This window comes from Novosphingobium resinovorum, from assembly GCF_036352595.1.
Taxonomy (GTDB): domain Bacteria; phylum Pseudomonadota; class Alphaproteobacteria; order Sphingomonadales; family Sphingomonadaceae; genus Novosphingobium; species Novosphingobium resinovorum_B.
This window is the reverse complement of sequence record NZ_JAZFAX010000001.1, coordinates 1-13,955: the sequence shown is the minus strand read 5'-3', so window position 1 is coordinate 13,955 and position 13,955 is coordinate 1. Positions and strand designations below refer to the sequence as shown.

Here is a 13,955-nt window from a genome sequence, read left to right as displayed (position 1 = left end):
TTCGCTATCCCGATATCCCATAAACCGCGCTCAGTTCGTCGATCACCCGTGCCTTGAGCGCGGCGCGGAACTCGACGCCGGCGGTCCCCTCGACCACCCAGCGCACCTGGGCCTCGATCGGCTTGAGGTTCGCGAACGTCAGGCGCACCACCTCGCCCACAGCGAACGATTCGCCGCTGCCGACGATGCTGCAGCCACCCTGCGACAGATCGCCCAGTTCCACCGGAAAGACGTGCCAGCTCGACTTGCGACAGCGCGCCTGGAGCAGCACCGTGCCGCGCGGCGCAAGCCGGTCGTTGTCGTCAGGCTGCATGGGGTTCCTTCTGGAGGCTGGAGGGGGCAGGCACCGGTCCTAGCGATCAGAGGTAAACCCGAAGTTTCACGGAGCCCTGGATGCCCCCTCGCTCGAACCCGAGGGGGGCGCACCGGTAGCGGCGATCTGCGCGTCGATGCGCTTTGCCCGCTCGACGATCGACTTGTTGGCGGCATCGTAGCGCTCGTCGAAGCTCGGCTCGCGCTTGCAGCCCCCCAGCAGCGCCGCGAGCGCGAGAACCGTCAGCATTCCGGCGCGCATCAGTAGTCCTTCTTGATACGCACGTTCAGGCTGTTGACGCCCGAACCGCCGGCCTGGCTGAGCACCGACAGCCACTTGGTCACGCTCACTTCCAGCTGCGTCGCGGTAAAGCCGCGCGCATCGGTGATGAGTTCGACGTAGATGTCATCGGTCAGGTACTGCCCCGCCGCGACGGCGGTGCCGCGGCCGGTGGTCTCGTCGGCGCCGAGGATGCGAAGGCGGTCGATCCCGGCCGCCGAACGCAGCTTGCCCAGCGGATTGAGCCCGCCCCCCGTACCCCGCAGCGAGTTCAGCGAAGAAGCCAGCTGGACCGCCTGCAGCGCCGACAGGTTGGAGATCGAACTGCCGAACAGGATGCGCGAGAGGACTTCGTCGTCCGGCAGGCTGGGATCGGACGAGAAATCGATCGTCGGGTTCATCGCACGCCCGGTGACGTTCACGTTGACGGTGACGTCGTCGACATCGTCGGTAGCGGTGATGTCCACGGTCGGGTCGATCGTCTGGCCGCCGTTGAACGAGATCAGGCCGTCGCTGAGCTCGAACGAGCGGCTCGCGAAGCCGAGCGTGCCGCGCACCAGCTTGACCTCGCCCGAGAGCGACGGCGCCGCGCTGGTACCGCTGACACGGAAGTCCGCACTCCATTCCGATTCGAGGCCCATGCCCGAGACATAGAGCTTCTCCGGCGCACGGAGGCGCAGGTCGAGCCGGATGAGTGCGAAGGCGCTGGTGGCGGTCGGGGCGGGTTCGTCGCCGGTGATGCGATGCGGCCCGACGGGCGGCTTGAAGCGTACGCCGGTAAGGCGCGGGATCTGAGCCGCGCCCTCGCGCACGATCTGGTAGCGCGTTTCGGGCAGGCGGATCTCGCCGGACAGCAGCGCCGGCTCGCCCGCCGCCTTGGTCAGGCGCAAGTTTCCGGTCGCGGTCGCCGACAGCGCATCGCTGCGGGCCAGGCGCGCACGGTCGAGCTTCACCGTCAGGTCCATCGGATAGCCGGCGTCGGCGGCGAGGCTGACCCTGCCGCTGGCGCTCACCGTGCCGTCACCGGCGCGGGCGGTCAGCGAGGTCAGTTCGAGCGAATTGCCAGTGAACTTGCCCGCCAGCGCCATGTTGCTGAGGCGCGTGCCATAGGCCTGGTTCTCGTAGACCATGTCGCGCCCCTGGACGACGCCGTTGATGCACGGGTCCGAGACGCGGCACGAGAAGTCGGCCGCCAGCCCGACCGAGCCCGTCAGCGTCTGTCCGGAAATCCCCGCGAAGGAGAACAGCGTGTCGGCAGGACCGTTGTAGCGGATGCCGCCGCCGAGCGGCGCCTCCATCAAGCGCGTGCTCCAGGGCCCTTCTCCTGGCGGAAGCGGCTTGAGGCTGGCGACCAGGCGACCAATCACGGTTCCGGCGCGGCGGATCACCGCGCGGCCTTCCGCGCCATCGGGCAGCAGCTTGCCGACGAAATTGACGTCGACGCCCTGGCTGACCGCGGAGGAACTGGTGCGGGTGAAGTTGTTCAGCGTCAGGCGCGCGTCGGCACGCGGGAAGGCGGTGGCGCTCGCCTGTTCGAAATCGAAGCTGCCGCTCGCCTTGCCGCCAATGCCGTAGCCCGGCGCGAAGGCGTTGAGGATCGCGAGGTCGACTCCTTCGAGACGGCTCTGCAACTTCATGCCCTCACCGTAGGAGCCGGCGAGCTTGAGGCTGCCGCCGCCGAAGGCGATGTTGGTCGGCAGCAGTTCGTAAGTGCCATCCCTGGGCACAATCCGCGCCGGTGTGGTGGTCTTGACGTCGAGCCCGCGCACGCGCCCCTGCAGCGCCACGCGCCACAGTTCGGGCTGTAGGTCGGCGTTGAGCCCGAGGCGGAACGGCACGCCGCTGACGCCCTCGATCAGGCCCTTCGCCTTGCCGCGCCCGTCACGGTAGTCGACGATCACGCGTGCGGCGGCGAGGTCGAGCGCACCCACGCTGGTCCCGGCGATCTGGGCGTCGGCGACGATATAGGGCTTGTCGTAAAGCACCGCGCGCCCGTCGATGATCGCCGAGCCGATCGAGAGCTTGGCGGGACCGTCGAAGATGGCGTTCTTCGCGCGCAGGTTGAAGTCGGCCGCTTGGTACTTGCCCTCAGCGTCGAGCCGCACGACGCCGCCGATGCCGTTGCCGGTGGCGGTCAGCTGGCCCGCGAAGGGGCCGGCCGGGGTCTGGACGATGCGCCCGGCGAAATCGACGCCCGACAGGTTCGCGCTATTGATCTGGACCGAGGTGGCCTTGCCGAGACCGAGGGTGACGTCGGCACGCAGCGGACCGTAATCGGTATCCGCCTTGGCATCGAGCCGGTAGCCGCCCGGCGCGCCCTTGATCCGCGCGTCCAGGTTGGCGAGGCCGATGCCGAGGCCAGGATGCTCGGCGGTGACGTGGGCGTCGGGGTTCTGGATCGTGCCGGTGACCCGGACGCCCAGCGCGCCGTATTCCCTGGAAGTGCCGTTCGCGGCCAGTGCGATGCGGCCATCGGGGGACCAGCTACCCTGCCCGCCCGTAACCTTCAGCAACGGCGCGTTCATCCGCACCGACGAGAAGCGCACGACCCCGTCCGAGCCATACCTGACGTTGGAAGAGGCCGAGAAATTACCGCCCAGATACGTCTGCAGGCTGTCGTTGAGCAGCTTGGTCGAGCGCGCCCGCACGGTGCCCTGCAACGCGAAGCCCTGACCCTCGGTCTTAAGGTCCATGTTGGTGCGGATGTTGAAGATGCCGACGCTCTCGACGCGATAATTGTCGATCTTGCCGTCGATCGCCCCGGTGTAGAGCCCCTTGCTCAGGTCGGCGACGAGGATCAGCCCGGCATCGATGCGGTCCGAACGCAGTCGCATGTTGTCCGACAGGACGCGCGTGCCCTCGATCGCGAGATCGCCATTGAGATTGACGTTGGCGAGCTTGCCGCCTGCCACGCTGTCGAGCCCGGTGATACGCGCTACGCGGGCCGCGACCGGAATCATGATATGCCCGGCATCGACCTTGGCGGCGCCCCTGGCCGACAGGTTCTCCAGCCCCATGTCGTTCATCACGATGCGCCTTGCGGCGATCTCGTAGTTCACCGAGGGCGTGGCGAAGGCGCCGTCGAGCGCGAGGTTGGCGGTCAGGCCGGCGCCGCTCAAGTTCTCCGCGATGGCGGAGGGCTTCGTCAGCAGGAATGCCAGCTTCAGATCCTCGAAGCGGTTCTCGCCGAGGTCCACGAGGCCATTCGGGGTCAGGCGGAAGGCATCGCTGGAAATGAGGCCGGAAACCCGTGCCCGACGCTTTTCGAAAGCGGCGGTCAGGTCGATGTCGGTGATCGGGCCGAGGAGGCTCGCGGTCGGGCCGGTGAACAGCCTGGCGACATGCGTGGGCCCCTTGATCGCGAACGTGCCGTCCCGCGCGGTCAGCGCCAGGCGCACCAGTTCGCCATCGCCAAGATCGGCGTTGAGATTGCCGTTCCAGGCCTTCCAGTCGCCCTTGCCGGCCAGCTTCAGCGTGACCGGCTGGGTCAGCCCCGCCAGTCCGGCGATGAGGCCGCCCTTGGGCGCATCCATGTCGAGCGAAAGGTCCAGCCGGTTGCGGGCGGGCACGGCATCGAGCGTGGCATCGAAGCGGTCGCCACCTTCCTTGCCCTCGACGGCGATTGTGCCGCCCTTGGCACTGACTTGCGCGCGGCCATCGGCGATGTGCGCGCGGCCGGAGACGGTGACGATACGCCGCTTGCCCGCGACCGGTGCCTCCGCGACGAAGCGGTCGATGCGCAGGGTGCCGACGTCGATATCGAGATCGGGCAGCAGCGGCTCGTTGCTCGGCGGGGTTTCGCGGAAATGCGGCGTGCGGCGCAGGACGACGCGCTGCGCCGTGGCGCTGCGCACGTCGACATGGTTCTGCAGATAGGAGAACGGGCTCCAGTCTATGCGGATCTCCGGCGAATAGAGGAACTCGCCCTTGGGATCGCGCACGGACAGGCCGCGCAGGATCATCTTGCCGTAGAGCGAACCATCGATCCGGGCGACCGTGATGCGCATGCCGTTCTCGAATTCGAGCGCGGCGATCTGGTCGGCCACGAAGCGGCGGCCCGGGCCGGTGTTGATGCCCAGCACGACCGCCAGGACGAACGCGGCCACGCCCAGCACGACGAAGGCGATCGTCTTGAGCGCCCGCACCCGGATGCGGTGCCAGCGCGAGGGGCGGGAGGCATCCCCGCCGGTGGTCACGGTAGCGTCCTGCGGCACCATGCCGTCGCCGTTACCTTGGTTGCCCTCGCCGATGTTGTCTTCCCCGGCCATCAGAATGCCTGCCCGATCGATACGTAGATGTTGAGGCGCGCCTCTCCTGGCTTGCGGCCGAGCGGAGTGGCGACGTCGAGGCGTATCGGACCGAAGTTGGTGTAGAAGCGCCCGCCGATACCCACGCCGTAGCGCAGGTCGTTGAACTGCGGGGTCGTCTCCCGATAGGCTTGCCCCGCGTCGAGGAATGCCACCACGCCGTAGTTGCCGAAGCGGTAGCGCGCCTCGAACGACCCCTCGTTGAGGCTGCGACCGCCGACCGGGTTGCCGTCCGGCGCCTGCTCGCCGAGCGCCTGATAGGCATAGCCGCGCACCGAACCGCCGCCGCCTGCGTAGAGCCTGCGCGAAGGCGCGATGTCGAACAGCCCGGCGCCCTGGATCGTACCCAGTCGCACACGCGCCGCCAGTACCAGGCTGTCGTTCACCGGATAGTAGGTCGATGCATCGATCCGCCCGCGGATGTAAGGGTCAAACCCACCGCGCACGGTCGCTTCGGGCTGCAGCAGCGTTGTCAGGCGATAGCCCTTGGTCGGATTGAGCAGGTCGTCGGACGTATCGAAGCCGACCTGCCCGTTGAGCCCGGCGACGTAATAGGTGTTACGCTTGCGTCCGCCGGTCGCGGCGTCATAGTCGGTTTCGGCGGTGCCCAGCATCTCGATGCCGAAGGCGTAAGTATACCGCTTTTGCCACAGCGGCGTGGAATCGCGCGCGATGCGCGCCGCGATACGTCCCGTATAGGCGCTGTACGCGTCGTAATCGTTGTGGAACGTCTCGGCCACGAGTTCGAAGGTGCGGTCGCGCTTGCCCGCGTTGGAGCGGCGGAAGGTGACCCCGGCGCCCTGCTGGCGCGTACCGGCGATGGCATGGGCGATCAACGCGCCCTCGGGCGGGAACATGTTGCGATGCGTCCAGGTCGCCTGCGCGGTGATGCCTTCGCCGGCGGCATAGCCCAGCGATCCGGCGATGGTGCGCGGCGGGCCGGCGTCCTGCTTGACGTAGAGGGTGACGTATTCGGCACCGTCGCCTGCCGCCTCGCCGGTCTTTTCCGGCTCTACCGAGACCGTGGAGAACAGGCTGGTGGCGACGAGGGCCTTGCGCAGATCGTCGACCTTGCGACTGTCATAGAGTTCCCCCCGCTTGAACCGGGAGAGAACCTGGATGTGGTCGGCATCGAAGGCGAGGTCGCCATCGGTCCGGAAGCCGCCGAAGCGCCCGCGCGGACCGACGGTAACCGGCAGCGTGTAGACGCCGTTGCCCGCATCCTGATCGAGCAGGATGTCGCGCTGTCCCACTTCGGCGAAGGGGTAGCCGTTCTCCGGCAGCGCCACGGCCACCCGCGCCTCGGCACCCTGCACCCGCTCGGCGACGATCGGTTCGCCCACTTTGAGCGGGAAATTGTCGGCGATGAGACCGGGCGGCTCGGTCGGGTCGGCCTTGATCACGATATCGGAGAAGACGTAGCGCTTGCCGGGATTGACCTGGATCACGGCGGTCATCGCCGGATCGTCCTTGCTCGACGGCGGCTCCATCCGCGTGCGGACTTGCGGGCTGTACCAGCCCTCGGAGGCGAGGACGGTCTCCATGAGCTGACTGTCCTCGGTCAGACGCGCCGCGATCATCGCCGTGTTGGAGGCCTTGCCGTCGCCCTTCTCGAGCGCCGAAGCCGACTTGAATTCCGCCTTGAGGTCGGTGTCGGTGTCCTTGTCCGCCAGGTCCAGACCCTTCAGGTCGAGCCGATAGCGGACTTCGACGTCCTTCCTGTCCGCATCGGCATCCTCGGCGATCTTCACCGGCGTCACCTCGAACTGGTCGAGCGCGGGAAGCGGCGCGGACAACTCCGCATCGCGTACCGGGGCATCGCCGATCGCCTCGCTGGTGTCGCCATCGGCAAGCGCGGGGTCGCCCGCCGGGGCCGACTGCCCCTCCTCGGGTTTCGCCCCGGCCTGCCTGGTGGCGGTGCGACGCTCGAACTCCTCGATCGATTCGAGCGGCTTGTCGAGTTCGGGATCGTCAGCAGCGTCGAGCGCGGGAACCGAGGAATTGAACTCCCCGTCCGGAATGATCGGATCGACCTGCGGCAGCGCAGGTTCTGCCGGCAGCGCGGGAACCGCCAGCTTGCCAGCCTCCAGATTGGCATCGTCGACAGGCTGCGCGGCATCCGTCCCGGAGGTCGCGGTCGTCTGCGCAAGCGCCGGACCGGCGGGAAACACTGCTGCCAGCGCCAGTACCAAGGCCAGAGCTTCCGCCACTGAACCTTCGCGCGAAGCCAGGGAACAAGCCGCCCGGTGGTCGATTAGCCTGAACATGGACACTGCGACGAATCACCCCTTTGCCGAACCGGCCTGCCCGGCCCCTCCTGAAGAAGCCTATCGCATTGCAACAGCGAAAGTTCCCTCGTTAACACAGGTTGACCATGCATAGCGGCGGGAGCACGGGTGTCGAGGCCGTACCCGGCGCCGATGCACAGGCGCCTTGGGCGATGCCGGGCGCCGCCTGGCTGCGGGTGGTAAAGCGCGTCTACGTGATGATCGGCTTCCACGAACTGGGGCTGCTCTCGGCTGGCCTCGCGTTCTACACCTTCCTTGCCCTGACCCCGCTGATCGCCGCCACAGTGATGGTTTACGGCCTCGTCGCCGACGTCGGCATGGTGCGCCAGCAGATGCAGAGCATCGTCGGCGTGGTCCCGCCTGAAGTCGCACGGCTGCTCGAGGAGCAACTGATGCGGATCATCTCGACCAACTCCGGGGTCACCGGGCTGGCGCTGGTGATCGCGCTTTTCTTCGCGATATATGGAGGCATGCGTGCGGCGGGCGGCATGGTCAGCGCGCTCAACATCATCAACGAGGAGCGCGAGACACGCGGCTTCATCGCGATGACCCTGCGGACCGGCGCCCTCACCCTGGCGGCGGTCATGCTGGCCCTGACCGGCGTGCTGTCCGGCGGTGTCTTCGCCTGGCTGCAAACCCAGACGAGCGTATACCTCGGCGACGCGACACAACTCACCTTCAAAATCCTGACCTGGGTGGCGGCCATCGCGCTGGGCAGCAGCGGGTTCGCGCTCATCATGCGCTATGGTCCGGATCGCCGCCCCGCGAAGTGGCGCTGGCTGGCTCCCGGATCACTCTTGGCGACGCTGTTGTGGCTCTTGGTGTCGTTCGGGTTCTCCCTCTATGTCGCCTACATCAGCGACTACAACGCCACGTACGGCTCGCTTTCGGCCATCGTGGTGTTCCTGATGTGGCTATTCCTGTCGGCCTACGGCGTCCTGCTCGGAGCGCTGCTCAATGCCGAAATAGAGCGCCAGACCTTCTGCGACACCACCGTCGGCCCCACCCGCCCACCCGGAGAGCGCGGCGCGGTGCTGGCGGACCTCATCGACGACGGCGTACCCTCGATGGGCCAACTCGCCCGCCGCAAACACCGACGCGCCGACGCGGAACGGCGCCGCGCGGACGGGGCGGGAGAACGCTAGCGCGAATCTCGGGCCCGGCCCATCGTACCCGCGATGAGCCGCAGCCATGGTTGAACCGACCACGCCACAGCGCCTAGCTACGCGCAGCAAGCGGCAGGTCGGCCCATCCCGCACCGAGCCCGAGAGAGGAAGGATCGGCAAGATGAGTGATGTTCTGGGCTATCAGGGCAAGCGCGTAATCGTCAGCGGCTGTTTCTCCGGCATGGGCGAGGCGGCGGCGAAGCTGCTGGTATCGCTCGGCGCCGAAGTCCACGGCTTCGACTTCAAGCCCAGCACCGTGCCAATGGCGTCGTTCACGCAGATCGACTTGCGCGATCCGGCCAGCCTGGAAGCGGCCGTGGCGGGTGTCGGCGGCAAGATCGACGCGCTGTTCAATTGCGCCGGCCTGCCGGGCGGCGGCGGCTTCCCGGCCATGGACACGATGAAGGTCAATTTCCTCGGCACCCGGCACCTGACCGAACAGGTCATCCCGCTGATGAGCGGCAAAGGAGCGATCGTATCGATCGCTTCCACCGGCGGCCTGGGCTGGAGTCGCCGGATCCCGGTGCACATGCAACTTCTGGCAACGCAGGGTTTCCAGGCCGGCCTAGACTGGTGCGAGGCGAACATGGACCAGGTCGGCGAGGGCTATGCCTTCTCGAAAGAGGCCGTCATCGTCTGGACCCAGTTCATGGGTGCCCGTCTCATCAAGCAGGGCATCCGGATCAACTGCTCGCTCCCCTCGCCGACGCAGACGCCGATGATGGCGACATTCCATGCGGTTTCCGGCAAGGACGTGGTCGATGCCGCCGCCGAGCCGCTCGGCCGCTACACCACGCCCGAGGAGCAGGCCGGGCCGCTGGTTCTCGTCAACTCCGACCTGGCCGGCGTGGTCAACGGCGTGGTCCTGCCGGTGGACGGCGGCTTCATGGGCGGGCTTGCGACCGGCCAGGTCGATATCACCAGAATGATGGCGCGCAAGCAGGACGCCTGAGCGTCTCCAATCCGGCGATCCCGATCGAAGACCCGGCCGGCACCACGCCGGCCGGGTCTTTCGCATGACAGGCCACATGCTAAAGCATCGCGACCGGACAGGAGACGATACGATGAATGACGCAGTGCTTTACGAGATCGACGACGAAGGCATCGTCCTTCTCACGCTCAACCGGCCGGAACTGCGCAATCCCATCTCCGACGCCGAGGTGATCGAGGCCTTGCTCGCCGCGCTCGCCCGGCTGGAAGCCGACCCGAAGGCGCGTGTCGCCATCCTAACGGGCGCGGGGAAGGGATTTTCCTCGGGCGGCAATATCAACGCAATGAAACCCGGCGGCAGCCTCAATGCCGGATCGCCTTCCGCCACGCGACTCTCCTACAAGCGCGGTATCCAGCGCCTCCCGCTCGCTTTCGCGGCGCTCGAAGTACCCGTCATCGCCGCCGTCAACGGCGCCGCGATGGGCGCGGGCTGCGACCTCACCTGTATGTGCGACCTGCGCATCGCCGGCGAGAGCGCCAGATTCGCCGAGAGCTTCGTGAAGCTGGGCCTGATCGCGGGCGACGGCGGCTCGTGGCTGCTGCCCCGCGTGATCGGCTGGTCGAAAGCCGCCGAGATGGCGCTGACCGGCGATGCGATCGACGCAGCCGAGGCACTCGCCTGCGGCCTCGTCAACCGTGTCGTGCCCGATGCCGACCTGCTCGGCGAAGCGCGCGCCCTCGCCCGCCGCATTGCCGCGAACCCTCCGCACGCCGTCCGGATGACCAAGCGCCTCCTCTGGGAAGGCCGCCGCGCAGACCTTGCGACGCTTCTCGAAATGGCATCGGCCATGCAGGCTGCGGCGCATGCCACCAGCGACCACGAGGAAGCCGTTGCCGCATTCCTCGAAAAGCGCGCACCGGAATTCAAAGGCTCTTGATCGCAATGTGAATGACGATTACCTCGATCACATCGTAATGTGAGATCGTACACCACAATGGCAACCGATGTGATCGACAAGGTCCGCAAGCTCGTTACCGAGGGCGGCATGAGCAAGTCCAGCCTGGCGCGTGCTGCCGGCCTCCATGCCAATACCCTGCGTGATTGCACCGAGGACGACTGGAACCCCACCGCCGATACCCTCGGCAAACTCGAGCGCGTGCTGTTCTCGAACGACGAGCGCGAAGTGCTGGTGCCGATCGAGGAGATCATCGACGAGGCACGCAACGGCCGCATGTTCATCCTCGTCGATGACGAGGACCGCGAGAACGAGGGCGACCTCATCATCCCGGCGCAGATGGCGACCCCGGCGGCGATCAACTTCATGGCCACGCACGGCCGCGGGCTGATCTGCCTAGCACTGACCAGCCAGCGGGTCGATGAACTCGGGCTCAACCTGATGAGCCGCCACAACGGCACGCGGCATGAAACCGCCTTCACCATCTCGATCGAGGCGCGCGAGGGGGTCACCACCGGCATCTCGGCGGGCGACCGCGCACGTACGATCTCGGTCGCCATCGATGGTACCAAGACCCGCGACGACATCGTCACCCCCGGCCACGTCTTCCCGCTGCGCGCCCGCGACGGCGGCGTGCTGGTCCGTACCGGTCATACCGAGGCGGCTGTCGATATCTCGCGCCTCGCCGGGCTCAATCCTTCCGGCGTGATCTGCGAGATCATGAAGGAGGACGGCACCATGGCGCGCATGGACGACCTCATTGGCTTTGCACGCCTGCACGATCTCAAGATCGGCACGATCCGCGACCTCATCGCCTATCGCCGCAAGCACGATCGCATGATCGAGAAGCGCAACGAACTGAATTTCCAGTCGCGCCACGGCGGTGACTGGGTGGCACGAAGCTACTTCAACCGGGCGACCGGCGACGAGACCGTGGCACTGGTCAAGGGCCGCATCGACCCTTCGAAACCCACGCTGGTGCGCATGCACACGCTTTCGCTGTTCGCCGACATCTTCGGCGAGACTACCGGCGACCGCACCGATCTGCTGCAGCACTCGATGAACATCATCGCCGATGAGGGCTCTGGCGTGATCGTGGTCATCAACCGTCCGATGAACAAGCTGATGTCGCGGGTGATGGACATCAAGCAGGAGTTCCGCAATGGCGGCACGCCCGACCTCGAGGAACTGCGCGACTACGGCGTGGGCGCCCAGATTCTCGCGGAACTGGGAATTCACGACATGGTCCTGCTGACCAACACCCATCACTCGCTGGTGGCGCTGGAAGGCTACGGGCTCAACATCGTCGGCGAGCGGCCCATCACCGCCCCGGCTTGCGAAGGATCGAACTGACATGGCCCGCTTCCTCATCGTCGAGGCCCGCTTCTACGACCATCTCAACGACATGCTGGTCGCCGGCGCCAAGGCCGCGCTCAAGGCGGCCGGACACAAGGCGGACGTCATCACGGTGCCCGGTGCCCTGGAGATCCCCGCCGCCATCTCGCTCGCCGACTCGACCGGCGACTATGACGGCTACGTCGCCATCGGCGTGGTCATCCGCGGCGAGACCTACCATTTCGAGATCGTCGCCGGCGAGAGCGCCCGCGGGATCATGGCGCTGACCATGGACGGCATCGCCATCGGCAACGGCATCCTCACCGTCGAGAACGAACAGCAGGCGCTCGTGCGTGCGGACGCGGCGCAGAAGGACAAGGGCGGCGAGGCAGCCAAGGCCGCGATCGCGCTGCACCAGCTCAAGGAGCGCTTCGGCGCCTGAAGCACGATATGCTCCCGGGCGCGCGTGGACACCAACAGGCGCCCCGGCGAGGCGAATGGACAATGCCTACATTCGCATAAGTAAATCTACTTATAAGAAAATCTACATATAAGTAGAAAATTCATTCATGATTACGCAATACACCCTGAGGTAATCGGTGATTTCAAGATGTTCACATCTAGGACATCGCGAAATTGCCGGTTTTCAATTCTCCGTCTTCGTGTAGTTCGACCCAAGATGACTCCGATTTTGATCGAAAACGGAGATATAACCTGAAACAATCGGCGCCGGGCCAACCGGCGGGTCGCAAACCAAGGCTCGTGGTGTCGAGTCCGGACGAGGAACGACATCCTCGCCCGCTGGAGAACTCTTGGGTGAACAAGGACGCAATTGCGAAATCGCTCGTCGCAGATCTGGAATCGCGGCTGGGCGAAATCGAGGCCATCGGCGCGCTCGTCGCCGCAGCCCATCTCGAGACTGCCATCGAAGCCCTCTGTCGCGAATTCGATATCCCGCGCAAAGCGTCCAATACGGATTAAGCTACGCGAGACGCCCCCTCGTGAGTCTGCCTATGATTTATCCGTGGCGGACGAAGCAACAGGACGCGACTGACCAGCATGATGCGCTGGTCTTCGCGGCTTTTCTCGCAACGATGGCAACAACCGCCGCGATGACTTTCGCGAACGAAGTCGCGCGGCCTGCATCTGGCGGCCCTATTGGATGGAGAACACGGACCAGTTGATGCGCAATCGGGCCAAGGCGATCCGCCTCATCGGCATCGCCAACGAACTGTTGGCCATGGCGCGGGAACTGGAAATCGGGGAAAGCCCTTCGGCGATCCTGGAAAGCCTCGCCCTTGCCGGAGAGACACGAGAAAGCGGCAAGGCCGCGGCCAGCCAGGACCACCCGATCTGGGTCGAACTGGCCCGCCAGACATATGATGACCGCCGCCGGCGGACCAAGATCTTCCGCTCGGAGGAACTGTTCGGCGAACCGGCCTGGGATATCCTGCTCGACCTCTTCATCGCGGCCAAGGAGCGTCGCCGCGTCTCGGTGACCAGCGCCTGCATCGGCTCTGCCGTCCCCTCGACGACGGCGCTGCGCTGGATCGCCATCCTGGAGAAGCAGGGCCTGCTCATGCGTGAGGCCGATCCCGGCGATGCGCGGCGGGTCTACGTCAAACTGAGCGCGCGCGGCTACGCCGCCATGCTCGAATACTTCGCCTCCGCGTCACGCTCGGTCGTGCTGCTCGACGAGTCCGCCAAGGACATCGCCGCCGCACGCTGACACCGGCCGGGCCGTCACCGCCTCTTTCCCCATGGGAGGATTGACCGGCCGGCGATGCGGGGGAGCGGGTGATCGGTGCCAATGCCCGGCACCGGTCACCCGCATCGTTTCCCTTATACGCTCAGGCGGCCGAACGCGCCGCGGCCGGCGTAACGCGCGGCCTTGCCCAGCTCTTCCTCGATGCGGATGAGCTGGTTGTACTTGGCAAGCCGGTCCGAACGGGCGAGCGAGCCGGTCTTGATCTGGCCGCAGTTGGTGGCGACGGCAAGGTCGGCGATGGTCGCATCCTCGGTCTCGCCTGAACGATGCGACATCACGGCGGTGTAACCGTTGCGGTTGGCAATCGAGACGGCTTCGAGCGTCTCGGTCAGCGTGCCGATCTGGTTGACCTTGACCAGCAGCGAGTTCGCCAGGCCCTTCTCGATGCCCATCGTCAGGCGGCTGGGGTTGGTGACGAACAGGTCGTCGCCCACCAGCTGGACCTTGTGGCCGATCTTGTCGGTCAGCGCCTTCCAGCCCTCGAAATCGTCCTCGCTCATGCCGTCCTCGATCGAGATGATCGGATAGGCTTCGGTGAGATCGGCGAGGTAGTCGGCGAAGGCCACCGGCGACAGGCTCAGGCCCTCGCCGCTGATCTCGTACTTGCCGTTCT

Annotated in this window: 11 protein-coding genes and 1 pseudogene; 7 read left to right on the top strand and 5 right to left on the bottom strand. The window is 66.3% G+C overall.

The annotated features are described in order from the left end of the window. Positions 1 to 4 precede the first annotated feature (4 nt). The 4 genes from V2S85_RS00060 to V2S85_RS00045 form a co-directional block, all read right to left on the bottom strand. Complete coding sequence (locus tag V2S85_RS00060) at positions 5 to 313, bottom strand: PilZ domain-containing protein (protein WP_330700860.1); 309 nt, start codon at positions 311 to 313, stop codon at positions 5 to 7. Between the two features lie 66 nt (positions 314 to 379). Next, positions 380 to 574 (bottom strand): hypothetical protein, encoded by a 195-nt coding sequence (locus tag V2S85_RS00055; RefSeq protein WP_330700859.1) that lies wholly within the window; start codon positions 572 to 574, stop codon positions 380 to 382. Further along, positions 574 to 4,809, bottom strand: a complete 4,236-nt coding sequence (locus V2S85_RS00050; RefSeq protein ID WP_419198155.1) for a translocation/assembly module TamB domain-containing protein — start codon at positions 4,807 to 4,809, stop codon at positions 574 to 576. The genes V2S85_RS00055 and V2S85_RS00050 overlap by 1 nt, the downstream gene beginning before the upstream one ends. A gap of 50 nt (positions 4,810 to 4,859) precedes the next feature. After that, positions 4,860 to 7,166 carry an autotransporter assembly complex protein TamA gene (locus V2S85_RS00045; RefSeq protein ID WP_419198148.1) on the bottom strand — a complete coding sequence of 769 codons (2,307 nt, stop codon included), beginning with the start codon at positions 7,164 to 7,166 and terminating at the stop codon, positions 4,860 to 4,862. A gap of 173 nt (positions 7,167 to 7,339) precedes the next feature. Between V2S85_RS00045 and V2S85_RS00040 the strand changes: the two genes are divergently transcribed. The 7 genes from V2S85_RS00040 to V2S85_RS00010 all read left to right on the top strand — a co-directional run bounded on the left by V2S85_RS00040 (position 7,340) and on the right by V2S85_RS00010 (position 13,303). Continuing rightward, complete coding sequence (locus tag V2S85_RS00040) at positions 7,340 to 8,332, top strand: YihY/virulence factor BrkB family protein (protein WP_330700856.1); 993 nt, start codon at positions 7,340 to 7,342, stop codon at positions 8,330 to 8,332. 142 nt (positions 8,333 to 8,474) lie between these two features. Next, a complete protein-coding gene (locus tag V2S85_RS00035) occupies positions 8,475 to 9,305 on the top strand; it encodes a coniferyl-alcohol dehydrogenase (RefSeq protein ID WP_330700855.1) in 831 nt (276 codons plus the stop codon). A 112-nt stretch (positions 9,306 to 9,417) separates the two neighbouring features. Further along, entirely contained in the window at positions 9,418 to 10,221 is an 804-nt protein-coding gene (locus V2S85_RS00030) for a crotonase/enoyl-CoA hydratase family protein (protein WP_330700854.1), read from the top strand. Positions 10,222 to 10,278: 57 nt separating this feature from the next. After that, positions 10,279 to 11,592: a 3,4-dihydroxy-2-butanone-4-phosphate synthase gene (gene ribB, locus V2S85_RS00025; protein WP_330700853.1), complete on the top strand. Its 1,314-nt coding sequence runs from the start codon at positions 10,279 to 10,281 to the stop codon at positions 11,590 to 11,592. Position 11,593: 1 nt separating this feature from the next. After that, positions 11,594 to 12,016: a 6,7-dimethyl-8-ribityllumazine synthase gene (ribH, locus tag V2S85_RS00020; protein ID WP_330700852.1), complete on the top strand. Its 423-nt coding sequence runs from the start codon at positions 11,594 to 11,596 to the stop codon at positions 12,014 to 12,016. A gap of 374 nt (positions 12,017 to 12,390) precedes the next feature. Further along, positions 12,391 to 12,555 (top strand): hypothetical protein, encoded by a 165-nt coding sequence (locus V2S85_RS00015; protein WP_330700851.1) that lies wholly within the window; start codon positions 12,391 to 12,393, stop codon positions 12,553 to 12,555. 181 nt (positions 12,556 to 12,736) lie between these two features. Continuing rightward, the gene (locus V2S85_RS00010; protein WP_330700850.1) at positions 12,737 to 13,303 is read left to right on the top strand and encodes a winged helix DNA-binding protein; all 567 of its coding nucleotides are present in this window, start codon (positions 12,737 to 12,739) and stop codon (positions 13,301 to 13,303) included. Between the two features lie 113 nt (positions 13,304 to 13,416). Here V2S85_RS00010 and eno read toward each other — a convergent pair. Next, positions 13,417 to 13,955 (bottom strand): annotated as a pseudogene (gene eno / locus V2S85_RS00005) (phosphopyruvate hydratase); the annotation flags it as partial.

Coding starts and splice junctions, on each gene's coding strand:
- V2S85_RS00060 (WP_330700860.1), bottom strand. CDS start 313: ATGCAGCCTGACGACAACGACCGGCTTGCGCCGCGCGGCACGGTGCTG.
- V2S85_RS00055 (WP_330700859.1), bottom strand. CDS start 574: ATGCGCGCCGGAATGCTGACGGTTCTCGCGCTCGCGGCGCTGCTGGGG.
- V2S85_RS00050 (WP_419198155.1), bottom strand. CDS start 4,809: ATGGTGCCGCAGGACGCTACCGTGACCACCGGCGGGGATGCCTCCCGC.
- V2S85_RS00045 (WP_419198148.1), bottom strand. CDS start 7,166: ATGTTCAGGCTAATCGACCACCGGGCGGCTTGTTCCCTGGCTTCGCGC.
- V2S85_RS00040 (WP_330700856.1), top strand. CDS start 7,340: ATGCCGGGCGCCGCCTGGCTGCGGGTGGTAAAGCGCGTCTACGTGATG.
- V2S85_RS00035 (WP_330700855.1), top strand. CDS start 8,475: ATGAGTGATGTTCTGGGCTATCAGGGCAAGCGCGTAATCGTCAGCGGC.
- V2S85_RS00030 (WP_330700854.1), top strand. CDS start 9,418: ATGAATGACGCAGTGCTTTACGAGATCGACGACGAAGGCATCGTCCTT.
- ribB (WP_330700853.1), top strand. CDS start 10,279: ATGGCAACCGATGTGATCGACAAGGTCCGCAAGCTCGTTACCGAGGGC.
- ribH (WP_330700852.1), top strand. CDS start 11,594: ATGGCCCGCTTCCTCATCGTCGAGGCCCGCTTCTACGACCATCTCAAC.
- V2S85_RS00010 (WP_330700850.1), top strand. CDS start 12,737: ATGGAGAACACGGACCAGTTGATGCGCAATCGGGCCAAGGCGATCCGC.